At 61.7% G+C, this 22,227-nt stretch carries 18 protein-coding genes; 16 read left to right on the top strand and 2 right to left on the bottom strand.

The window, feature by feature from the left end; translation table 11 throughout:
* Positions 1-43 precede the first annotated feature (43 nt).
* The 9 genes from gshA (at position 44) to ABD720_RS09100 (ending at position 9,364) form a co-directional block, all read left to right on the top strand.
* A complete protein-coding gene (gene gshA / locus ABD720_RS09060) occupies positions 44-1,342 on the top strand; it encodes a glutamate--cysteine ligase (RefSeq protein ID WP_344762952.1) in 1,299 nt (432 codons plus the stop codon).
* Complete coding sequence (gene gshB / locus ABD720_RS09065) at positions 1,342-2,280, top strand: glutathione synthase (protein WP_344762953.1); 939 nt, start codon at positions 1,342-1,344, stop codon at positions 2,278-2,280. The genes gshA and gshB overlap by 1 nt, the downstream gene beginning before the upstream one ends.
* Before the next feature lie 137 nt (positions 2,281-2,417).
* A complete protein-coding gene (locus ABD720_RS09070) occupies positions 2,418-2,825 on the top strand; it encodes a PTS sugar transporter subunit IIA (protein ID WP_344762954.1) in 408 nt (135 codons plus the stop codon).
* 31 nt (positions 2,826-2,856) lie between these two features.
* Positions 2,857-3,126: an HPr family phosphocarrier protein gene (locus tag ABD720_RS09075; RefSeq protein ID WP_344762955.1), complete on the top strand. Its 270-nt coding sequence runs from the start codon at positions 2,857-2,859 to the stop codon at positions 3,124-3,126.
* A gap of 24 nt (positions 3,127-3,150) precedes the next feature.
* Complete coding sequence (gene ptsP / locus ABD720_RS09080) at positions 3,151-4,902, top strand: phosphoenolpyruvate--protein phosphotransferase (RefSeq protein ID WP_344762956.1); 1,752 nt, start codon at positions 3,151-3,153, stop codon at positions 4,900-4,902.
* Between the two features lie 416 nt (positions 4,903-5,318).
* Positions 5,319-5,504: a hypothetical protein gene (locus ABD720_RS09085; RefSeq protein WP_344762957.1), complete on the top strand. Its 186-nt coding sequence runs from the start codon at positions 5,319-5,321 to the stop codon at positions 5,502-5,504.
* An 838-nt stretch (positions 5,505-6,342) separates the two neighbouring features.
* Complete coding sequence (gene metX / locus ABD720_RS09090) at positions 6,343-7,494, top strand: homoserine O-succinyltransferase MetX (RefSeq protein ID WP_344762958.1); 1,152 nt, start codon at positions 6,343-6,345, stop codon at positions 7,492-7,494.
* The gene (gene metW, locus ABD720_RS09095) at positions 7,491-8,102 is read left to right on the top strand and encodes a methionine biosynthesis protein MetW (RefSeq protein WP_344762959.1); all 612 of its coding nucleotides are present in this window, start codon (positions 7,491-7,493) and stop codon (positions 8,100-8,102) included. The genes metX and metW overlap by 4 nt, the downstream gene beginning before the upstream one ends.
* Positions 8,102-9,364 (top strand): AmpG family muropeptide MFS transporter, encoded by a 1,263-nt coding sequence (locus tag ABD720_RS09100; RefSeq protein WP_344762960.1) that lies wholly within the window; start codon positions 8,102-8,104, stop codon positions 9,362-9,364. Before metW ends, ABD720_RS09100 begins: the two co-directional genes overlap by 1 nt.
* Here ABD720_RS09100 and ABD720_RS09105 read toward each other — a convergent pair.
* Positions 9,306-10,979, bottom strand: coding sequence for a GMC family oxidoreductase (locus ABD720_RS09105; protein WP_344762961.1), 1,674 nt, complete (start codon positions 10,977-10,979; stop codon positions 9,306-9,308). The two genes, ABD720_RS09100 and ABD720_RS09105, sit on opposite strands and share 59 nt — an antisense overlap.
* Positions 10,976-12,169, bottom strand: a complete 1,194-nt coding sequence (locus tag ABD720_RS09110) for an alkane 1-monooxygenase (protein WP_344762963.1) — start codon at positions 12,167-12,169, stop codon at positions 10,976-10,978. The genes ABD720_RS09105 and ABD720_RS09110 overlap by 4 nt, the downstream gene beginning before the upstream one ends.
* Positions 12,170-12,371: 202 nt before the next feature.
* On the opposite strand from ABD720_RS09110, the gene ABD720_RS09115 reads away from it, so the two are divergent.
* The 7 genes from ABD720_RS09115 (at position 12,372) to ABD720_RS09145 (ending at position 22,209) form a co-directional block, all read left to right on the top strand.
* On the top strand, positions 12,372-13,400 hold the full coding sequence (locus ABD720_RS09115) for an AraC family transcriptional regulator (RefSeq protein WP_344762964.1): 1,029 nt from the start codon (positions 12,372-12,374) through the stop codon (positions 13,398-13,400).
* A 641-nt stretch (positions 13,401-14,041) separates the two neighbouring features.
* Positions 14,042-14,239: a hypothetical protein gene (locus ABD720_RS09120; protein ID WP_344762965.1), complete on the top strand. Its 198-nt coding sequence runs from the start codon at positions 14,042-14,044 to the stop codon at positions 14,237-14,239.
* A gap of 572 nt (positions 14,240-14,811) precedes the next feature.
* Complete coding sequence (gene kdpF, locus ABD720_RS09125) at positions 14,812-14,910, top strand: K(+)-transporting ATPase subunit F (RefSeq protein ID WP_344762966.1); 99 nt, start codon at positions 14,812-14,814, stop codon at positions 14,908-14,910.
* Positions 14,910-16,712, top strand: coding sequence for a potassium-transporting ATPase subunit KdpA (gene kdpA / locus ABD720_RS09130; RefSeq protein WP_344762967.1), 1,803 nt, complete (start codon positions 14,910-14,912; stop codon positions 16,710-16,712). The genes kdpF and kdpA overlap by 1 nt, the downstream gene beginning before the upstream one ends.
* Before the next feature lies 1 nt (position 16,713).
* Positions 16,714-18,774: a potassium-transporting ATPase subunit KdpB gene (gene kdpB, locus ABD720_RS09135; RefSeq protein ID WP_344762968.1), complete on the top strand. Its 2,061-nt coding sequence runs from the start codon at positions 16,714-16,716 to the stop codon at positions 18,772-18,774.
* A 37-nt stretch (positions 18,775-18,811) separates the two neighbouring features.
* Positions 18,812-19,384, top strand: coding sequence for a potassium-transporting ATPase subunit KdpC (gene kdpC / locus ABD720_RS09140; RefSeq protein WP_344762969.1), 573 nt, complete (start codon positions 18,812-18,814; stop codon positions 19,382-19,384).
* A gap of 65 nt (positions 19,385-19,449) precedes the next feature.
* Positions 19,450-22,209 (top strand): DUF4118 domain-containing protein, encoded by a 2,760-nt coding sequence (locus tag ABD720_RS09145; protein WP_344762970.1) that lies wholly within the window; start codon positions 19,450-19,452, stop codon positions 22,207-22,209.
* Positions 22,210-22,227: the final 18 nt, after the last annotated feature.

Here is a 22,227-nt window from a genome sequence, read left to right on the forward strand (position 1 = left end):
ATCCTGCAAGCATTACTTCGCACAGCCCCCTCAAAGGTTTTAAATGGTTCCGCATCTTGTTACGGCCCTGAATGGCCCGCTTCTCGACCTCGAAAAGAAAATTCTCAACGCCACGCCCGCCATCGAACGCTGGTTCCGGCTCGAATGGCAAGAGCACACACCACCGTTTTATTGTTCCGTTGACTTGCGCAACGCCGGCTTCAAGCTGGCGCCAGTCGACACCAATCTGTACCCGGCCGGCTTCAACAACCTTGCACCAGAAATGCTGCCGCTGGCAGTGCAGGCCGCGATGGCTGCGATCGAAAAATACTGTCCGGACGCAAAAAACCTGTTGCTCATTCCCGAGACCAATAACCGCAGTTCGTTTTACCTGCAAAACATCGCACGGATGATCCAGATTTTCCGTCAGACCGGCTTGAACGTGCGTCTTGGCTCGCTCTCGGATGACATCAAAACGCCGACGCCGATCGACTTGCCGGACGGGAGCACTCTGACGCTGGAGCCGCTGGAGCGCTCCGCCAACGGCCGTCGGCTGGGCCTGAAAAACTTTGATCCCTGCACCATTCTGCTCAACGACGACCTGTCGGCCGGCATTCCTGCCATCCTCGAGAATCTCAACGAGCAGACCTTGCTGCCGCCGTTGCATGCCGGCTGGGCGCTGCGCCGCAAGAGCAATCATTTTTCGGCTTACGACGACGTGGTCAAGAAGTTCGCCAAGATGAATGACATCGATGCCTGGATGCTCAATCCGTACTTTGCCAAATGCGGCAAGGTCGATTTCAAGGACCATTCCGGCGAAGAAGCACTGGCCGCCCAAGTCGATGCGCTGCTCACCAAGATCCGCAAGAAATACCGCGAATACGGTATCAAGGAAACCCCGTTTGTCATCATCAAGGCGGACGCCGGCACTTACGGCATGGGCATCATGACCGTCAAGGATGGCAGCGAAGTCAAGGACATGACCGCCAAACAGCGCAGCCGGATGGCCGTCGTCAAGGATGGCCATGAAGTCACCGACGTGATCATCCAGGAAGGCGTGCATACCTTCGAGCGCATCAATGATTCGGTGGCCGAACCGGTGGTCATGATGATCGACCGTTACGTCGTCGGTGGTTACTACCGCGTCCATGCCGACCGTGACATCAACGAGAACCTGAACGCACCCGGCGCCCATTTCGTCCCGCTCGCTTTCGCACAACAGCACTCGCTGCCCGACATGCATGCCAAGCCCGGCACCACCGCACCCAACCGGTTTTATCTGTACGGTGTCGTGGCCAGGCTGGCGCTGCTGGCAGCATCGATCGAACTCGAAAAAACCGACCCGAATCCGGAAGTCTATTAATGAAAATTGCCTTCATTGCCGATCCGCTGGACGGCTTCAAGACCTACAAGGACACGACCTTTGCGATGATGGCCGAAGCTGTCTCGCGCGGTCACCAGATCTTTGCCTTCGAGCCACGCGACATGGCCGTCGCGGGCGGTGCGGTCACCGCCAATGTCGCGCAACTCACGCTTACCGGCGAGCCGGATGACTGGTACCGTGCGGCGCCGCGGCGGGCGCAATCGCTGGCCGAATTCGACGTGGTCGTAATGCGCAAGGACCCGCCGTTCGACATGGAATACGTTTACGCGACCTATCTGCTGCAACTGGCCGAAAACCAGGGCGCCTGCATCGTCAACAAGCCGGCGGCGATCCGCGACCATAACGAAAAACTGGCGATTCTGCAGTTCCCGCAATACACCACGCCAACGCTGGTCACCAGCGATGAACAGCGCCTGCGCGCCTTTCATGCCGAACATCGCGACATCATTCTCAAGCCGCTCGACGGCATGGGTGGTACCGGCGTTTTCCGCATCAAGGACGATGCGATGAACCTCGGCGTCATCATCGAAACGCTGACCGCGAATGGCCGTCAGACCATCATGGCGCAGCGCTACATTCCCGAGATCGTCAAGGGCGACAAGCGCATCCTGCTGATCGGCGGCGTCGCCGTGCCGCACAGCCTGGCGCGCATTCCGCAGGGTACCGAAGTGCGCGGCAACCTGGCCGCCGGTGGTGTCGGTGTGGCACAGCCGTTATCCGAACGGGATCTGGAGATCGCCAACGGGATTGCGCCAATTCTCGCGGCACGCGGACTGTTGCTGGTAGGATTGGACGTGATTGGCGACTGCATGACGGAAATTAACGTGACCAGCCCGACCTGTTTCCAGGAAATACGGCAGCAGACCGGATTCAATGTCGCCGCCATGTTTGTCGATGCGCTGGAAAAATCCGTGTGATGGCAGGCTGACTGTGTCGAGGTTGGTTTCCGCGCTAGTCTCAGAGCACGGTCCAGCCGCCTCGCCAGCGCCGATGTCATCCATGTAGTCGGCTCTGCATCTGCGATGATTTCTTATTAGGTTTTCGGAACAATCTTATGGTTGGTATTCTTCTCTTGACCCATGCGCCGCTCGGCCAGGCCTTCATCGACGCAGCGTCGCATGTCTTCCGGGCGCGTCCCGAGCGGCTTGAAGCCGTCGATGTCTGCGCCGACCAGGACCCGGCCGAGGTCAAGCGCATGGCCAGGGCGGTCATCGAACGGCTCGATGGCGGCGCTGGCGTGCTGGTCATCACCGATGTCATGGGTGGAACGCCATCGAACTGCACGCTGCCGCTGCATGATCCGGGCCGCGTCGAAGTCATTGCCGGCATCAGCTTGCCGATGCTATTGCGAGCCCTGACGTATCGCAACGACACGCTCGATGTGGTGGTCGAGATGGCACTGGCCGGCGGCCAGAGCGGTGCGGTCCGGGTCGACAACCGGGTACGGATTTCCCCCAACTAGTCCCATCACTACACCACTCCAAGACCCGACAATGATCCAGCAAGAACTTGAAATTATCAACAAACTGGGCCTGCATGCGCGTGCCTCGGCCAAGCTGACGCAACTCGCTGCCAAGTTCCAGAGTGAAGTCTGGATGACGCGCAACAAGCGACGCGTCAATGCCAAATCGATCATGGGCGTCATGATGCTGGCCGCCGGAAAAGGTGCCAGGGTCATGCTCGAAACCAGCGGATCCGATGAACAGGAATGCTTCGACGCGTTGCAAGAGCTGATCAACAACAAGTTCGGCGAAGGTGAATAACCCTTTTAGTGAAGACTGAACCAGATGGCATCTTTTACGCTTCATGGCATTTCGGTTTCGCGCGGCATTGCGATCGGGCGCGCGCACCTGCTCAAGGCCGCTGCACTTGAGGTCAAGCACTATCTGATCGAGCAGGATCAGATGGAAGCCGAAGTCGCGCGCCTGCAAAACGCCATCCACACCGTCCACAAGGAACTGCAAGCCATCTGGAGCGATCTGCCCAAGGATGCCCCGGCAGAACTGGGTGCGTTCATCGATGTCCATGTTCTGATCCTGTCGGACCCGATGCTGTCCGAAGTGCCGCTCAACATCATCCGCAATCGCTACTACAACGCCGAGTGGGCACTGGTCACGCAGATCGATGAACTGTCAGCACAATTCGATGAAGTCGAAGACCCCTATCTGCGCGAGCGCAAGGTCGACATCCAGCAGGTCGGCGAGCGCGTTCTCAAGGTACTGACCGGCACCGCCACCGAACTGCCGCCGATCAAAAGCGGCGAAGAAAAAGTCGCGCACATGATCGTCGTGGCGCACGACATCTCGCCGGCCGACATGCTGCAGTTCCGCGACCGTTCCTTTGCCGGATTCGTCACCGACGTCGGTGGCCAGAATTCGCATACCGCCATCGTGGCGCGCAGCCTGGACATCCCCGCTGCCGTCGGCATGTTCAATGCCTCGGCGCTGATCAGCCAGGATGACTGGGTCATCATCGATGGCGATGCCGGGGTCGTGATCGTTGATCCGGCGCCGCAGGTGCTGGAGCAGTATCGCGAACGTCAGGCACGTCAGATCCGTGACCGCAAAAAACTCGGCAAGCTGAAAAAAACGCCCGCCGTCACCATCGACGGCACCCCGATCATGCTGATGGCCAATATCGAACTGCCCGAGGATTGTGCCGCCGCACTGGACGCCGGCGCCAGCGGAGTCGGCTTGTTCCGTTCCGAATTCCTGTTCATGGGACGCACCGGTTATCACAACAAATTGCCGACCGAAGACGAGCAATTCGAGTCCTACCGCAAGGCCGTCGTGAACATGAAAGGCCGTCCGGTGACGATCCGCACGCTCGACACCGGTGCCGACAAACCGCTCGACATGGCCGAGCAAACCGCACTCAATCCGGCACTGGGATTACGCGCGATCCGCTATTGCCTGGCCGAGCCGCAAATGTTCCTGATGCAGTTGCGGGCGATTTTGCGGGCATCGGCCTTTGGCCCGATCCGCTTGCTCATTCCGATGCTCTCGCATGCGGTCGAGATTGACCAGACGCTGCAAATGATCGCGCAGGCCAAAACGCAATTACGTACCGCCAACAAAAAATTCGACGAAGCCATCGAGATCGGTGCAATGATCGAAATCCCGGCAGCGGCGCTGACGTTGCCGCTGTTTATCAAGCGCCTGGATTTCCTGTCGATCGGGACCAATGACCTGATCCAGTACACGCTGGCGATCGATCGCGTCGATCACGAAGTCGCGCATTTGTATAACCCGCTGCATCCCGCCATCCTGTACCTGTTGTCGAGCACCATCAAGATGGGTGCCAAGTACGGCGTGCCGGTGGCCGTGTGCGGCGAGATGGCCGGCGACACCCGCCTGACCCGGCTGCTGCTCGGCATGGGCTTGCGTGAATTTTCGATGCATCCGTCGCGGCTGTTGCCGGTCAAGCAGGAAGTACTCAACAGTGACCTGCGCCTGCTGATGCCGCAAACCAGAAAAATCCTGCGGGCCATCGAGCCGGGTGCGATTGCCGAGGGTGTGGAGCGACTGGCGGCGTTGTGACCAAGCCCGGGCGGCCCGGCGGCCGGCCACCAGAACCACCGTCTGTAGGTTGGGCAGCGAAGCCCAACATGCGTCAGGTTCCTTTGCGGGTCGCCGCGACGCGCGGTCTGCGGTAGCTAAAACGGTTGCGCTCCGTGGAGCCAAGCCGGGTGCGGCCCGGCAGCCGCTCACTTTTTTTGCTTCGCCAAATAAAGTAAGCAAAAAAAGGCGACCGCTAGACCGCTGCCCTGCGGGTTCCCAAATACCGTGCCCGGTCAGGGGGAGGGCCGCAAACTCGCTACGCTCAGACAGTGCGGCCCTCTTATCCCCTGCCCGGACACGGTATTTGGCAGCGGCCTTTTATGCGGAATTCAAGGTCAAGACCAAGCCCAGCCTTGGAAATTGGTTGATGGCCAAGCTCGCTTTGCGCGAGAAAGATGGCTTGTAAAAGCCTTGTCGGTTTTGAGTTTGACGTTGGTTTTGACGTTGGTTTTGACGTTGGTTTTGACGTTGGTTTTGAAGTCGATGTCGATCACGACGAGGAAGTTTTCTCGCGCAAAGCGAGCACGACCATCAATCAATTACCAAGGCTGGGCTTGGTCTTGACGTTGAATTCCGCATAAAAAGATCGCTGCCAAAAACCGGGTACGGCAAGAGGATAAGAAGCCCGCACTGTCTGAGCGCAGCGAGTTTGCGGGCTTCCCTCTTGCCGTACCCGGTTTTTGGGAACCCGCAGGGCAGCGGTCTTGCGGTCGCCTTTTTCTTGGTTACTGCTTTTTGGCGAAGCAAAAAGAAGTGACCGGCTGCCGGGCCGCCCCCGGCTTGGCTCCACGGAGCGCAACCCGTTCTAGCTACCGCAAACCGCAAACCGCAAACCGCAAACCGCAAACCGCAAACCGCAAACCGCAAACCGCAAACCGTCAACCTCAAAGAAAGCTAACCGCATGTTGCGACTTTCAGCTCGTAGGTTGCCGTGAAAGATATCAGCCATTCGGCCGTACACCCCCCTCGCCCGACAGCGATGCGGTGGGTTGATGTGAAGTAAAACGAATTGAGCGCTTTACAGGTCGAAACTGCCATTCGAAGACATCCCTGCATTACGGCGTCTCGTACCGCCAGTTTTTTTCATTGCGTCAAGTTAGGGTATGGCGTTCGGTAGCTGAAATGGGTTTTTGCCTGATCGCAAGGGTGCACTACACAGTCCGCAAGCGCGTCGTCCCGCCCGTTTGACGCAACCCGGCGACTTGGTTATTCTTTGGGCTTGGCGCCGATTTGAGATCAGCTTGCGGGCGCGTAAAAAATACGGCTAAAGCGCGCTTGCATCCAAGCCCCGACTTAGCCCGATTTGCCCATCGGGCTTTTTTATTGCGCTGCCGCTGATCCCCTTTCCGACCGCTCCCCCTTCAATGTCATGCAAGGAGTTTTTCTGCGCGGGCCATCGGCCATCGCATACTGTCCATCATGAAATCCCTCGGAATCGTCACTCCTCAATCGATGCTGTTCCCGCAGCCGCTGGCGCTGCAAAGCGGTGCCACGCTGGCCGGCTATTCGCTGACCTATGAAACCTACGGCACGCTCAATGCCGCGCGCTCGAACGCGGTGCTGGTCTGTCATGCACTGAATGCCTCGCACCATGTCGCCGGCATGCATGCCGATGTCGATGGCGCCCCAGTCAGTCCGGGCTGGTGGGACAACATGGTCGGTCCCGGCAAGCCGCTCGACACCGACCGCTTCTTCGTCATCGGCGTCAACAATCTCGGTTCCTGCTTCGGCTCGACCGGCCCGATGCATCCCGATCCGGCCACCGGCAAACCGTACGGTGCCAGCTTCCCGGTCGTCACCGTCGAGGACTGGGTGAAGGCGCAGGCGCTGCTCGCCGACGCGCTCGGCATCGCACAATTTGCCGCCGTGATGGGCGGCTCGCTGGGCGGCATGCAGGCGCTGGCCTGGACCCTGCTGTTCCCGTCGCGCTTGCGCCATTGCGTGGTGATTGCCTCCACACCCAAACTGTCGGCCCAAAATATCGCCTTCAATGATGTGGCACGCCAGGCCATCCTGACCGATCCGGATTTTCATGGCGGTGATTTTTATGCCCATGGCGTGGTGCCGAAAAACGGCCTGCGCGTGGCCCGCATGGTCGGCCACATTACCTATCTGTCGGACGACGACATGGCTGAAAAATTCGGCCGCGACCTGCGCAGTGGCGACTACCAGTTCGGCTTTGGCGTGGACTTCGAAATCGAATCCTACCTGCGCTACCAGGGCGACAAGTTTGCCGGTTATTTCGACGCCAATACTTATCTGCTGATTACCAAGGCGCTCGACTATTTCGATCCCGCACGCGCCTATGGCGGTGACCTGACGAAGGCGCTGGCCAAGACCGAAGCGGAGTTTCTGCTGGTGTCGTTCCAGACCGACTGGCGCTTTGCGCCCGAGCGCAGCCGCGAAATGGTGCAGGCGCTGGTGAACAACCGGCGCCGTGTCACCTATGCCGAAATCGACGCGCCGCATGGTCACGATGCCTTCCTGCAGGACGACACGCGCTACATGAACGTGGTCCGTTCGTATTACCAAAAAGTGTGGAATGCACTCCAGTCCGAAGGCCGCGCATGAATTTCAATGAACTCAGCGGGCTGCGTCCCGACCTCGCCTTCATCGCCCACTGGGTGCGGGCCGACACCGAAGTACTCGACCTCGGTTGCGGCGACGGCGTGATGCTGGACTACCTGCAAACCGACAAGCGCTGTCATGGCTACGGTATCGAAATCGACGATGACAAGATCCCGGCCTGCATCGATCGCGGCGTCTCGGTGATCCAGCAGGACATGGAAGCCGGGCTGGCGATGTTCGCCGATAGCGCGTTCGATACCGTGCTGTGCCTGTCGGCGCTGCAGATGATGAAAAATGTCGAAGGCGTGCTGCGCGATATCGCCCGGGTCGGGCGCGAAGCGATCGTCTCGTTCCCGAATTTTGCGTATTGGCCGCATCGTCTGGCATTGCTGCGCGGGCGCATGCCAGTCTCCAAAAGCCTGCCTTACGCGTGGTACGACACGCCCAACCTGCGCTGCGCGACGATCAGCGATTTCGAGGAGCTGGCCAATGAGGTCGGACTCGATGTACTCGAATGCGTGGCGCTGCACGATGGTCAGCCGGTGACGTTCCTGCCGAACTGGCGCGGCAGTCTGGCGGTATTCCGCCTGAAAAAAACCGGGTCTTCCTGATGACCGTATCCACCCCCGACACCCCCGCCAAGCCCGTCGTCTGGCGCGATTACATGAACCGTCGCATGCTGGCGATCCTGATCTTCGGGTTCAGTTCCGGCCTGCCGCTGTTCACCCTGCTGTCCTTGTTGCAAGCCTGGCTGGCCACGTCCGGCCTGAACGTCAAGGCGCTCGGCCTGTTCGCGCTGGTGATGTTTCCGTACACCTGGAAATTCCTCTGGTCGCCGCTGATGGACCGCTTCCAGTTCGGTTCGCTCGGACGCCGTCGTGGCTGGATGGCATTGACCCAGGCTGCGCTGTTTTTTGCCATCGGCACGATGGGCATGCTGGACCCGCTGACGCAAATTTCGGCGGTCGCGGCGATGGCCAGCCTGGTCGCGTTTTTGTCGGCCAGCCAGGATATCGTGGTGGATGCGTATCGCCGTGAAGTCCTGCCGGACAACCAGCAGGGACTCGGCGCCGCAGTGTATGTGAATGCTTACAAGATGGCCGGCATGGTGCCGGGTGCGTTGTCGCTGATCCTGGCGGACCGCATGCCGTGGCAACCGGTGTTCTGGATTACTGCCGCGTTCATGTTGCCCGGGTTGATCTGCACGTTGCTGGTCAAGGAGCCCGAGCTGTACGGCGCGCCGCCGAAAAATATCTCGCAGGCGGTCCTGCTGCCGTTCCGCGAATTCATTGCGCGCGATGGCTGGCGCAATGCGCTGTGGATACTGGCGTTCATTTTTCTGTTCAAGCTGGGTGACAGCATGGCCACGGCCTTGTCGACCAAGTTCTATCTCGACCTTGGTTTCAGCATGACGCAGATCGGCGTGATCGCCAAAACCACCGGACTATGGGCCAGCCTCGCGGGCGGCATCGTCGGTGGCATCTGGATGCTCAAGCTGGGCATCAATCGCGGGCTGTGGGTGTTCGGCGCGATCCAGGCGGTGGCCGTGCTCGGGTTCGCCTGGCTGGCGCATGTCGGTCCCGATCCGCTGGTGCTGGGAACGGTGATTGCATTCGAAGCGTTCGGCAGCCTCGGGTTGGGCGCAGCGGCGTTCGTCGCCTTCCTGTCGCGCGCCACCGATCCGCGCTACACCGCCACCCAGTACGCGCTGTTTTCCAGCCTGGCTGCGGTGCCGCGCACTTTCATCAATGCCTCGGCGGGTTACATCGTTGCCGAGACCGGCTGGTTCCTGTTTTTCTTTGTCTGCTTCGCGCTCACGATACCGGGGATGCTGCTGCTGCCGAAGATCGCACCTTGGTCGCAGAAGCACTGAGCGCCGCCGCCAGAATCATGTCAGCCGCCTTTTCGGCAATCATGAAGGTTGGTGCGTTGGTATTGCCGCCGATCAGGCGCGGCATGATCGAGGCATCAACCACGCGCAAATGCTGCAGGCCATGCACGCGCAATTGCGGGTCCACCACCGCCAGTGCATCGGTCCCCATCTTGCAGGTGCCGACCGGGTGGTAAATCGTGTCCGAATGGGTGCGCACGTAGTGTTCCAGCTGCGCGTCGGTGTGCACGTCCGCCGTGTACAGTTCCTTGTGGCGGTAGTCGGCCAGCGCGGGTGCATTCAGGATCTTGCGCATGGTGCGGGTACCCGCCAGCAGTAGCTGCAGGTCGCGCTGGTCCGACAGGAAGCGCGGATCGATGCCGGGTGCGGCGAGCGGATCGGTACTCTGTAAAAAGACCGTGCCACGCGAGGCCGGCCGCACCACGCAGACGTGGCACGAAAAGCCGTAGCCCAGATGCAGCTTGCGGGCATGGTCGTCGACGATCGAAATACAAAAATGCAATTGCAGGTCCGGTCGGGTTACCTCGGGCGACGAGCGGAAAAAAGCGCCGCCTTCGGCGAACGGCGTTGCCATCATGCCGGTACCGTCGCGCCGCCATTGCCGGTACGCGCCGATCTGGGTGACCAGCGCACCGAGTCCGATGCCAAACATGTCGGTGTCTTTCGACTGGAACGACATCACGCAATCCAGATGATCCTGCAGGTTCTGTCCAACGCCTTCGAGCACCTGAACAGGCACGATGCCATGCCGGTCCAGCTCGGCACGCGGACCGATTCCCGACAGCATCAGCAACTGCGGCGAATTGAAAGCGCCGCCGCACAGCACGACTTCGCGGCTGGCCCGCACCTGATGCACCTTGCCGTCCTGCTGGTATTCGATGCCGACCGCCTGCTTGCCATCGAACAGGATGCGGCGCGCATGCGCCCGGGTCAGCACGGTCAGGTTGCTGCGCTCCATGACCGGATGCAGATACGCGGCGGCGGCCGAACAGCGCTGGCCGTTGCGCTCGCCCTGATGGAATTGCGTGACCTGATACAGGAACGCGCCTTCCTGTTCGGGGCCGTTGTAATCGGGATTGGGGGCGATGCCGTTGTCGGCGCAGGCCGCCACGAAGGCTGCGGATACCGGGCGCGGGCTTTGCTGTTCGGCCACCTGCAGTGGACCGCTGTCGCCACGCAATGCGCTGGCACCGCGCTGGTTGTTTTCCGATTTCTTGAAGTATGGCAGCACCTCGGCGTAGGACCAGCCGTCGCAGCCGAGGCTGGCCCATTCGTCGTAATCGGCGGCGTTGCCACGCACGTACAACATGGCATTGATTGCCGATGATCCCCCGAGTGCCTTGCCGCGTGGCTGATAGCCGGTGCGGCCATTCAGGCCGGGTTGTGGCACCGTGTCATAGGCCCAGTTATTGATCTTGACTGGCTTGCCCGGCATCATCGCGACCACGCCGGCCGGCATGCGGATCAGCAGGTCGCGACCTTCGCCGCCGGCTTCGATCAGGCACACGCGGTAGTTGGGATCGGCACTCAGGCGCGCAGCCAGCACGCAGCCGGCAGTACCGCCGCCGACGATGATGAAATCGAATTCGGTAGTCATGTGTTTTCCTTCGCTACTAGGGTTGCATCGGCGTGGTCGGTCAGACCGTGGCGCGCCATCAGCCGGGCACGCTGGCCGGGCGCAAAGTTGATCCGGGCCGGATCGCGGCCGACTGCAGCAACCAGCCGCCGGTCCATGATGGCAAACCAGAGCGGCGGGAAGTAGGCCACCGTGAACATGCCGAAATACCCGTTCGGCAGCTGTGGCGCGGCATCGAAATGGCGCAGCGACTGGAAGCGTCGCAGCGGATGCGCATGGTGATCGGAATGGCGCTGCAGATGGAACGTGGCCCAGTTCGAAAAGACGTGATTGCTGTTCCAGGAATGCTGCGGCTTGCAGGTTTCGACGCGACCGTTCGGGCCTGTCTGGCGCAGCAAGCCGTAGTGCTCGATGTAATTGGCCGAAGTCAGCTGAAAGTTCGACCACAGCGCCGCCGGCAACAGGAACAGCAGCACCTGCGGCCCCAGCCACAGGCACAGTGCGCCCCACAGCGCGAAGGTGATCAGCGCCGGCTGGAGAATGACATTGTGCAACGACCAGAACGGCAAGCCGTCGGCCTGCAGACGCGCCCGCTCCAGCACCCACGCGCGCCGGAACGCACCCGGCATTTCGCGCAGCATGAAGCGCCAGATCGACTCACCCATCCGCGACGACGCCGGGTCATCCGGTGTCGCCACGTCACGGTGATGGCCGCGATTGTGCTCGACCGTAAAATGGCCATAAAACGTCGGTGCCAGAATCAGTTTGGCCAGCCATTGTTCGAGCGGGGCGCGCTTGTGGCCGATCTCGTGACCGAGGTTGATGCAAAAGCCGCCAACGCCGCCGGTCGCCAGAATCAGTCCGAGTTGCGCCTGCCACGACAGCACCACGCTCTGGCTGAACCAGGCCGCATAGATAAAGGCGCCCCACAACAGCGGCACCAGTGCAAACGTGACCCGCCGGTAGTAGGGATCGGCATCGAGTGCCGGCACGGCGCTTTCGGGCGGATTGCTGGTATCGGTACCCAGCGCCAGGTCGATCAGCGGCGCGATGCAATAGGTAAAAATCACCGGTAGCCAGAGCATCAGCGTCACCGGATGCCATTGCCACAGCAGCGGGCCGGTGGCAATCGACATCGGGATCAGCAGCGAGAGTATCCAGGCAAAACGTTTGTGGTCCACATAGGGTGCCACGGGAGCGGAAATTGACATGCAGATGGTCTCCATCATTGTAGAAAAGCGCGGTAATCTGAGTCACCGATCCAGTCCAGTCTGCAACTTTTTTGAGGCGCCTGCCACCGACGCCGCTGCCACAAAATCGTCTTGAAGTGACAACTGCACTATGCGCCGACTGACTGGCGCGATGACCGGACAACCGACTTTTCGAACAACCGCCGGATTTTTTACTGACACCATGCCTGCTGATACTGCGTTGCCCCGGTCGACCACGATGACATCGCCGATTTATGCGCGCCAATTGCGCATGCTGTTGCAGCAAACCGCGGTCGATAGCGACCGGGTGCTGGCCGCCGCGCAGCTCGACTGGGCCACGCTGCGCACCGACGACCGCAACCTGCCGCAGGACACGGTCACCCGCCTGGTGACATCGGCGATTGCCGCTACCGGCAAGCCGTGGCTGGGACTGGACCTGGCCGCCAGCCTGCCGGTCACGGCACACGGGGCGCCAGGCATTGCAGCGGTCACGGCGCGTGACATCGCTGGCCTGCTGGCGGTACTGGCGCGCTACGGCGGCTTGCGCAATCCGGCATTTTCATGGGCGTTGCAGAGCACGCCGCACGGCCTCGTGTTGCAGGCGACCGAACAGGCTGATTGGGGCGACGCCCGTGGTTTCGTGCTCGACATGATGGCGGGGGCCGTGCTGCACCTGATCGCGGCAGCGCTCGGCCAGCTGCCGACCGGCATGCGTCTGGAAATTCCGATGGCGGCCCCGCGCTGGGCCGCGCAATACGGCCGCTACCTGCCGGTCGACATCTGCTTCGGCCAGCCGGCGCTGGCGCTGCATGTCAGTCGCGATGCTTGTCGTTTGCCGTGCCTCGGTGCCGATCGCCATGCACACGCAATGGCCTGCGGCGAATGCGACGGCGCGCTCGCGCAGTACGCCGGTCGCAGCATGGCGCAGCGCGTCGCGGCACTGCTGGTGCCGGTGGCGGCCGGGCGGTATCCGCAACTGGTCGATGTTGCCGACGCTGTCGGCCTGACGCCGCGCACCCTGATGCGTCGCCTGCGTGCCGATGGCGTCACGTTCCGGCAGTTGCTGGACACCGCGCGCCAGGACCGCACCCTCTGGCTGCTGCAACACACCACCTGCAGCGTCGAAGACATCGCCGCGCAACTCGGTTACGCCGACACCTCCAACTTCAGTCGTACCGTGCGGCGCTGGTTTGGAGCGACGCCGCTGGGATTGCGGCAGCGCGGGCATTGAGGCTGGCAACGGATCTGTTGCCGGATATCGTTGCCATTCACCCTGATCGTCAACCTCCGGCGCCAATCGGCATCCGCAAATCCAGTTACTCTCGCACCCCGGCCGTTTATAGGCTGCAGGTTGCCGTGAAAGATATCAGCCGTTCGGCCGCACACCCCCCTCACCCGACAGCGATGCGGTGGGTTGATGTGAAGTAAAACGAATTGAGCGCTTTGCAGGTCGAAACTGCCATTCGAATGACATCCCTGCATTACGGCGTCTCGTAGCGCCAGTTTCTTTCATTGGTTGTTTTGCGGGTCGCGGCGACGCGGGGGTTGCGGGCTGCGGTCTGGGGTAGCTAAAACGGGTTGCGCTCCGTGGAGCCAAGCCGGGTGCGGCCCGGCAGCCGGTCACTTCTTTTTGCTTCGCCAAAATGAAGTAACCAAGAAAAAGGCGACCGCTAGACCGCTGCCCTTCGGGTTCCCAAATACCGTGCCCGGTCAGGGGGAGGGCCGCAAACTCGCTTCGCTCAGACAGTGCGGCCCTCTTATCCCCTGCCCGGACACGGTATTTGGCAGCGGCCTTTTATGCGGAATTCAACGTCAAAACCAAGCCCAGCCTTGATGATTGATTGATGGCCAGGCTCGCTTTGCGCGAGAAAGATGGCTTGTAAAAGCCTTGTCGGTTTTGGTTTTGACGTTGGTTTTGACGTTGGTTTTGACGTTGGTTTAGACGTTGGTTTTGACGTTGGTTTTGAAGTCGATGTCGATCTCGACGAGGCAGTCTTCTCGCGCAAAGCGAGCTTGACCATTAACCAACTACCAAAGCTGGGTTTGGTTTTGACCTTGAATTCCGCGTAAAAAGATCGCTGCCAAAAACCGGGTACGGCAAGAGGATAAGAAGCCCGCACTGTCTGAGCGCAGCGAGTTTGCGGGCTTCCCTCTTGCCGTACCCGGTTTTTGGGAACCCGTAGGGCAGCGGTCTTGCGGTCGCCTTTTTCTTGGTTACTGCTTTTTGGCGAAGCAAAAAGAAGTGACCGGCTGCCGGGCCGCCCCCGGCTTGGTCATGACGGAGCACAACCCGTTCTAGCTACCGCAAACCGCAAACCGCAAACCGCAAACCGCAAACCGCAAACCGCAAACCGCAAACCGCAAACCGCAAACCGTCAACCGCAAAGAAAGCTAACCTCCGGCGCCAATCGGCATCCGCAAATCCAGTGACTCTCGCGACTCGGCCATTTACAGTTTTTTTACACCCGCTGCCCCAATCTCAACCCCGTTTTTACACCACTAAAAATATCCTCCTCCTATCGTTTTGACAGGAGAAGTGCCATGGATATTGTGTTTGCAATCGGTGCCCTCGCGCTGTGGGGTGTGACTGCCCTGATGGTGCGCGGCTTCGGGCGGCTGGAACAACCTGCCGGAGGCCGGCCATGATGCCGCTCGCCGTGATTTATGGCCTCGGCGCGGTGTGCGCCGCGCTGCTGCTGGCGTATCTGGTCTACGCGCTGATCCGCGCCGAGGAGTTTTGATGAGCACCTCCGCCATGGGCCTGCTGGGCCTGTTCCTCGTGATGTTGCTGATTGCCGCCTGGCCAACGGGTAGTTGGCTGGCACGCCTGTGCTCGGGTCGGTTGCCGGCATGGCTGCTCAGGCTGGAGAGGCCATTTTTCCGGCTGGCAGGCACCTCGCCGGACCGTGCGATGCGCTGGTCCGAGTACGCGCTGGCGCTGCTGGCGTTAAATCTGGTGGGCGTGATTGCGGTCTATCTGCTGCAGCGACTGCAGGGCGGTTTGCCGCTGAACCCGGCCGCGGTTGCTGCCATCAGTCCGGACTCGGCGTTCAACACGGCCATCAGTTTTGTCACCAATACCAACTGGCAGGGCTATGGCGGCGAGTCCGGCATGAGTTACCTGACCCAGATGGGGGCGCTGGCAGTGCAGAATTTCCTGTCGGCGGCTACCGGTATTGCGGTGGCCTTTGCCTTGATGCGCGGATTTGCGGCGCACTCCACCAGCGTGATCGGTAACTTCTGGGTGGATGTGACGCGCATCACGGCCTGGCTGCTGGTGCCGCTGTCGCTGGTGTTTGCGCTGTTGCTGGTCGGGCAGGGCGTGGTGCAAAATTTTGACACCTACCAGTCCGCGACGACGCTGGAAGTCAGCCGGTTCCAGCAGCCCAAAGTGGGCGCCGATGGTCAGCCAGTGAAGGACGCCGCCGGTGCTGCAGTGATGGAAGACGCACAAACGGCGACGCAGACCATCGCCATGGGACCGGTGGCATCGCAAGAGGCCATCAAGATGCTGGGCACCAATGGTGGCGGCTTCTTCAATGCCAATTCGGCGCATCCCTACGAGAACCCGACGGCGCTGAGCAACTTCATGCAGATGCTGGCCATCTTTCTGATTCCGGCGGGGCTGTGTTTTGCCTTCGGACGGGTGGTCGGCGACCTGCGCCACGGCTGGGCGGTGCTGGCTGCCATGACGGTAATCTTTGTCATCGCCGTGGTCGCCATCACGCCGGCCGAGCAGGCTGGCAATCCGCTGCTGTCCAGCCTGGGCGTGGATCAGACGGCCAGTGCGCTGCAGGCCGGCGGCAACATGGAAGGCAAGGAAGCCCGGTTCGGCATCAACGCCACCACGCTGTTTGCCGTCATCACCACCGCCGCGTCGTGCGGTGCCGTCAATGCCATGCACGGATCATTTACGCCGCTGGGCGGGATGGTGCCGATGGTCATGATGCAATTGGGTGAAGTGGTGTTTGGCGGTGTCGGCAGTGGCCTCTACGGCATGCTGATTTTTGCCATTCTGGCGGTGTTCATTGCCGGGCTGATGATCGGCCGTACGCCGGAATATCTGGGCAAGAAGATCGAGGTGCACGAGATGAAGCTGACCTCGATCACGATTCTGGTCACGCCGATTCTGGTGCTGGCCGGGACCGCGATCGCCGTGACAGCGACGGCAGGGCAGGCAGGTATCGGCAACCCCGGCGCGCATGGTTTTTCGGAAATTCTGTATGCCCTGAGCTCTGCCGCCAACAACAACGGCAGCGCATTTGCCAGCCTGTCGGCCAACACGCCGTTCTACAACACGCTGCTGGGCGTGGTGATGTGGCTGGGACGCTTTGGGGTGATCGTGCCGGTGCTGGCGATTGCCGGTGCGCTGGCGTCCAAAAAGAGTTTGCCGGTGACTGCCGGAACCATGCCCACGCATGGCCCGCTGTTTGTCTTTTTATTGATCGCCACCGTGTTGCTGGTCGGTCTGCTGAACTACGTGCCCGCGCTGGCCCTGGGGCCGATGGTGGAGCATCTGATGTTGTGGAAAGGAAGTGTCTGACATGAAAACATCCACCACGCTGTCGCTGCTGGACCCGGCGCTGCTGCGCCCTGCCATCGCGGCCTCGTTCACCAAACTTAGTCCCCGGGTGCAGTGGCGTAACCCGGTCATGTTCGTGGTGTATTTAGGCAGCATTGCCACCACCCTGCTGGGCCTGCAGGCGCAGGCCGATGCGGGGTTTATCTTCGCGATCTCGGCCTGGCTCTGGTTCACCGTGCTGTTTGCCAATTTTGCCGAAGCACTGGCCGAAGGCCGTAGCAAGGCGCAGGCGGCATCACTGCGCGGCCTCAAGAAAAGCACCTGGGCCAAGAAGCTCACGGAGCCAACGCATGGTTCGCCGTTCCTGCCCGAGCAGGCAGACAACCTGCGCAAGGGTGACGTCGTGCTGGTCGAAGCGGGTGACATGATCCCGGTCGATGGCGAGGTGATTCAGGGTGTCGCGACCGTCGACGAAAGCGCCATTACCGGCGAATCGGCGCCGGTGGTGCGCGAGTCGGGCGGTGACTTTTCCTCTGTCACCGGTGGCACGCGGGTGCTATCGGACTGGCTGGTGGTACGCATCAACGTCAACCCCGGCGAATCGTTCCTGGACCGCATGATCAGCATGGTCGAAGGGGCCAAGCGCCAGCGCACGCCCAACGAGATTGCGCTGACCATTTTGCTGGTGGCGCTGACCATCGTGTTTCTGGTGGTGACCGTGACATTGCTGCCGTTTTCCATTTTTAGTGTGGCCGCTGCCAAGTCGGGCAACGTGGTTGGCATGACGGCGCTGATCGCCCTGCTGGTCTGCCTGATTCCGACCACCATCGGCGGCTTGCTGTCGGCCGTCGGCGTGGCCGGCATGAGCCGCATGATGCAGGCCAATGTGATCGCCACCTCCGGGCGCGCCGTCGAGGCCGCCGGCGACGTCGACGTGCTGTTGCTGGACAAGACCGGCACGATCACCCACGGCAACCGTCAGGCATCGCGCTTTTTGCCGGCGCCGGGTGTGACCGAGGCACAGCTGGCCGCGTGTGCCGTGCAAGCCTCGATGACCGACGAGACACCCGAGGGTCGCAGCATCGTCTCGCTGGCGCAGCGACTGGGTGCGGCACAGCCATTGACAGGCACGTTGCTCGACATCCCGTTCACCGCGCAAACCCGCATGAGCGGCGTGGATGTCACGCTGGCCGATGGCACGGCCCGGCCCTTGCGCAAAGGCGCAGTCGATGCCGTACGCAAATACATCGACGCGCTGGGCGGCACGGTTCCGGCCGCAGTGACGCAGGCGTCCGACGATGTTTCGCGTCGGGGCAGCACCCCGCTGGCGGTCGCCGACGGCAACCGGGTGCTGGGCATCGTCGAGCTCAAGGACATCGTCAAGCCCGGCATCAAGGAACGTTTCGGCGAGTTGCGCCGCATGGGCATCAAGACCGTGATGATCACCGGCGACAACCGGCTGACCGCCGCCGCCATCGCGGCCGAAGCTGGTGTCGACGACTTTCTGGCCGAAGCCACGCCCGAAGACAAGCTCAAGTTGATCCGCCAGTACCAGGCCGAAGGCCGGCTGGTGGCGATGACCGGCGATGGCACCAACGATGCTCCCGCGCTGGCCCAGGCCGACGTGGCGGTTGCCATGAACAGTGGCACGCAGGCCGCCAAAGAGGCCGGCAACATGGTGGACCTGGACTCCAACCCCACCAAGTTGCTGGAAATCGTGGAGACCGGCAAGGCGCTGCTGATGACACGCGGTTCGCTCACCACCTTTTCGATCGCCAACGACGTGGCCAAATACTTCGCCATCATTCCGGCGATTTTTGTCAGCACCTATCCGCAGCTGGCGGCCTTGAACGTGATGCAGCTGGGCAGTCCGAATTCGGCCATCCTGTCGGCGGTGATCTTTAATGCGCTGATCATCATGTTCTTGATTCCGCTGGCGCTCAAGGGCGTCAAGTACCGGCCGGTCGGTGCTGCGGCGCTGCTGCGTCGCAATCTGGCCATCTATGGTCTCGGCGGTTTGATCGTGCCCTTCATCGGCATCAAGGTCATCGACCTGCTGCTGGTGGCGTTGCACCTGGTTTGAACCGGCACCGGCTTTTTGCCCCTCTCAAGGAATCCCCATGAAAACATACCTTCGTCCCGCTCTGGTCCTCTTCGCATTGCTGACACTGCTCACCGGCGTGGCGTACCCGCTGCTGGTGACCGGCCTCGCACAGGCCGTGTTTCCGGCGCAGGCGCACGGCAGTCTGCTGCAACGCGATGGCAAGATCGTCGGCTCGGCCCTGATCGGCCAGCAGTTCAGCGCACCCGGGAACTTCTGGGGCCGGCCGTCGGCCACCAGTCCCAACCCGAACAATGCGGCAGCCTCCGGCGGCGCCAATCTGGGACCGCTGAATCCGGCGCTGATGGCGGCCGTCAAAGGCCGCGTGGACGCGCTGCGGGCGGCAGACCCGGGCAACACGGCGCTGGTGCCGGTGGATCTGGTGACCGCGTCGGGCAGTGGACTGGACCCGCATATCAGCCTGGCGGCGGCGTTGTACCAGGTGCCCCGTGTCGCCAGGGCGCGTGGGTTGCCGGTCGATCGGATTCAACGCCTGGTCGAAGTCAATACGAGCAAGCCGCTCCTCGGATTACCGGGTGAACCGGTGGTGAATGTGCTGGCACTGAACCTGGCATTGCAGGGGCCCAGGTAAGTGCCGGGGCGACGGGATGTTACCCTCGACATACCTGATTTTTTCGCGCCTGAAAGGCGGTCTCCGTGAACCACGACCATGCATCACGCCCGGACCCCGATGCCCTGCTGGCCGAACTCCATGCACTGGAGCAGACCCGGCAGCGCGGCAAATTGCGCATCTATTTTGGTGCCAGCGCCGGCGTCGGAAAAACCTATGCCATGCTCGCTGCCGCGCAGCGCGCACAGGAGGCTGGCCAGCATGTCATGGTGGGCCTGGTCGAAACCCATGGCCGCAAAGAGACGGCTGCGCTGGACGCGGGGCTTCAGCACATTGCCTTGCGCAAGCTGCCCTATCGCGGTCAGGAACTGCTGGAACTGGATCTGGACGCGGCACTGGCCGCGTCACCCGATATCCTGCTGGTCGACGAGCTGGCTCACAGCAACGCGCCCGGCTCGCGCCATCCCAAGCGCTGGCAGGATATCGAGGAGCTGCTGGCCGCCGGCATCGATGTCTGGACGGCGCTGAATGTGCAACATCTGGAAAGTCTGAACGGCACGGTGGGTGCCATCACCGGCATCCGTGTCAATGAAACCGTACCCGACACCGTATTGGATGGTGCCGATGAAGTGGTGCTGGTCGATGTCACGGCCGACGAACTGCTGGCGCGGTTGAAGGCAGGCAAAGTGTATTTGCCGCATCAGGCCGAACGCGCCACCCAACATTTTTTCCGCAAAGGCAATCTGTTTGCGCTCCGCGAAATCGCCCTGCGTCGTACCGCCGAGCATGTCGGCGACGACGTGCGCAGCTACCGCAAACAGCATCTGCACAACACGCGCAGTGACCAGCCAAATGGTCCACCCGCGTGGAACACATCGGGCACCATGCTGGTCTGCATCGGCCCTCACGAAGGTGCCGAACATGCGGTGCGCACTGCAGCACGGCTGGCCGATCAGCTCAATGTCAGCTGGCATGCCGCCTACGTCGACACGGCCTTTCTGCAACGGCGCAAGGCATCTGAACGTGACCGCACGTTGACCGTCCTGAAGCTGGTCGATGAGCTCGGTGGCAACACCGCCGTACTCACCGGTAATGACATCGCCAGGGAACTGCTCCGGCACGCCCAATCGCTCAACTGCACCACGGTAATTCTGGGACGTCCGAGGCAGCATCCGCAGGGTTTTCTGTGGCGCGTCCTGCGGCCCACACTGACCCGTCAGATAGCCAGTCTGGCCCCGGATCTGGATGTTCTGGATGTCGCTGCTGCCCCAACGGTGCGGCGGCTGGCACCGGCATTTCAGCGCGAACTTCAGGACGAGGTGCCCGTAGCCAGCCGCTTTTCTGCCTCGGCCGGTTACGCGTGGGCGGTCGCGGCCTGCGTGGCGGCGACGCTGCTGACCTTGCCGCTGGCGGGATGGTTTGATCTGGCCAATATCGTCATGCTGTTTTTGCTGTGCGTGGTGCTGGTGGCGGTCAGGTTCGGCCGCGGGCCGTCCGCGTTGGCTGCCGTTGTGTCGGTCGCTTCGTTTGACTTTTTCTTTGTGGAGCCGCGCTTTTCCTTTGCGGTCAGTGATGTGCAATATCTCGTGACCTTCGCGGTCATGCTGGCGGTTGGCGTGCTGTTCGGGCAATTGACCGCCAATCTGCGCTTTGCCGTCGGGGTCTCGCGCAATCGGGAGCGACGCGCACACGCGCTGTTCGAACTGACCCGCGACTTGTCGGCTGCGTTGCAGTCGGAGCAGGTGGTCGCACTCGGCGAAGCGGTGGTACAGCGCACGTTTGGCGGCGCGGTGCACGTGCTGCTGCTGGGCACGCATGACCAGCTTCTGATGACCGAACCGCTGCCGGACAAACTCGACGCCAGCCTTGCCGATTGGGCGTTCAATCATGGACAACATGCCGGCATGGGCACCTCCACCTTGCCCGCCAACCCGTGGCATTACGTGCCGCTGACCGCCCCGATGCGCATTCGTGGCGTGCTGGCATTGCGTCCCGCCCAACCACGCTGGCTGCTGATTCCGGAACAAATGCAGCAACTCGACACGCTGGCCCGCCAGATCGCGATTGCCCTGGAGCGTGTGCATTACGTGGAAGTCGCCCAGACAGCGGTGGTGCAGATGGAGTCCGAGCGCCTGCGTAACACGCTGCTGGCGGCCATGTCGCACGATGTGCGCACACCGCTCACGGCGCTGGTCGGGCAGGCCGAGTCGCTGGCGGCATCGGCGCCGTTGACCGACCACCAACGCGAGTCGGCACAATCGATCAGCCACGAAGCGCATGAACTGAGTACGCTGGTGACCAACCTGCTGGAAATGGCCCGACTGGAGAGTGGTCAGGTCGAGTTGCGCCGCGACTGGCAGTCGGTCGAGGAAGTGATCGGCAGCGCCATCCGCGCGGCGCGCCATGCACTGGGAACGCTGGCCGTGCAAACCGATGTGCCGGCCGACTTGCCGCTGGTGGAGTTCGATGCCGGGTTGATCGAACGGGTGCTGGTCAATTTGCTGGAAAACGCCGTCAAGTACGGACAAGCCGTGCACGGTGCCGGACCGGTAGCCTTCGTCAGTGCCAGCGTCACGCCCACTACCCTGGAACTGACCGTGCGTGACTTTGGTCCGGGTTTGCCGGCCGCCAGCAGAGGCCGCGAGCAGGACCTGTTCGAAAAATTCACTCGCGGCCGAGCCGAGTCGTCCACCCGCGGCGTGGGTCTGGGACTGGCCATTTGTCGCGCGATCGTGCAGGCGCATCATGGTGAGATCCGGGCAGCGCAGGCGAGCGGTTCAGGCGCAGAATTCACCGTCACCTTGCCCCGCACTGCGCCGCCCGCGCCACCACCCGAGTCCGTGTGAAACCCCAACCGAGTCGCC

This window comes from Actimicrobium antarcticum (genome assembly GCF_039536745.1).
Classification (GTDB): Bacteria; Pseudomonadota; Gammaproteobacteria; order Burkholderiales; family Burkholderiaceae_D; genus Actimicrobium; species Actimicrobium antarcticum.

What these genes read in the sequence shown, in the direction of transcription:
- gshA (WP_344762952.1), top strand. Translation starts at nt 44, where the DNA reads ATGGTTCCGCATCTTGTTACGGCCCTGAATGGCCCGCTTCTCGACCTC.
- gshB (WP_344762953.1), top strand. Translation starts at nt 1,342, where the DNA reads ATGAAAATTGCCTTCATTGCCGATCCGCTGGACGGCTTCAAGACCTAC.
- ABD720_RS09070 (WP_344762954.1), top strand. Translation starts at nt 2,418, where the DNA reads ATGGTTGGTATTCTTCTCTTGACCCATGCGCCGCTCGGCCAGGCCTTC.
- ABD720_RS09075 (WP_344762955.1), top strand. Translation starts at nt 2,857, where the DNA reads ATGATCCAGCAAGAACTTGAAATTATCAACAAACTGGGCCTGCATGCG.
- ptsP (WP_344762956.1), top strand. Translation starts at nt 3,151, where the DNA reads ATGGCATCTTTTACGCTTCATGGCATTTCGGTTTCGCGCGGCATTGCG.
- ABD720_RS09085 (WP_344762957.1), top strand. Translation starts at nt 5,319, where the DNA reads ATGGCTTGTAAAAGCCTTGTCGGTTTTGAGTTTGACGTTGGTTTTGAC.
- metX (WP_344762958.1), top strand. Translation starts at nt 6,343, where the DNA reads ATGAAATCCCTCGGAATCGTCACTCCTCAATCGATGCTGTTCCCGCAG.
- metW (WP_344762959.1), top strand. Translation starts at nt 7,491, where the DNA reads ATGAATTTCAATGAACTCAGCGGGCTGCGTCCCGACCTCGCCTTCATC.
- ABD720_RS09100 (WP_344762960.1), top strand. Translation starts at nt 8,102, where the DNA reads ATGACCGTATCCACCCCCGACACCCCCGCCAAGCCCGTCGTCTGGCGC.
- ABD720_RS09105 (WP_344762961.1), bottom strand. Translation starts at nt 10,979, where the DNA reads ATGACTACCGAATTCGATTTCATCATCGTCGGCGGCGGTACTGCCGGC.
- ABD720_RS09110 (WP_344762963.1), bottom strand. Translation starts at nt 12,169, where the DNA reads ATGTCAATTTCCGCTCCCGTGGCACCCTATGTGGACCACAAACGTTTT.
- ABD720_RS09115 (WP_344762964.1), top strand. Translation starts at nt 12,372, where the DNA reads ATGCCTGCTGATACTGCGTTGCCCCGGTCGACCACGATGACATCGCCG.
- ABD720_RS09120 (WP_344762965.1), top strand. Translation starts at nt 14,042, where the DNA reads ATGGCTTGTAAAAGCCTTGTCGGTTTTGGTTTTGACGTTGGTTTTGAC.
- kdpF (WP_344762966.1), top strand. Translation starts at nt 14,812, where the DNA reads ATGATGCCGCTCGCCGTGATTTATGGCCTCGGCGCGGTGTGCGCCGCG.
- kdpA (WP_344762967.1), top strand. Translation starts at nt 14,910, where the DNA reads ATGAGCACCTCCGCCATGGGCCTGCTGGGCCTGTTCCTCGTGATGTTG.
- kdpB (WP_344762968.1), top strand. Translation starts at nt 16,714, where the DNA reads ATGAAAACATCCACCACGCTGTCGCTGCTGGACCCGGCGCTGCTGCGC.
- kdpC (WP_344762969.1), top strand. Translation starts at nt 18,812, where the DNA reads ATGAAAACATACCTTCGTCCCGCTCTGGTCCTCTTCGCATTGCTGACA.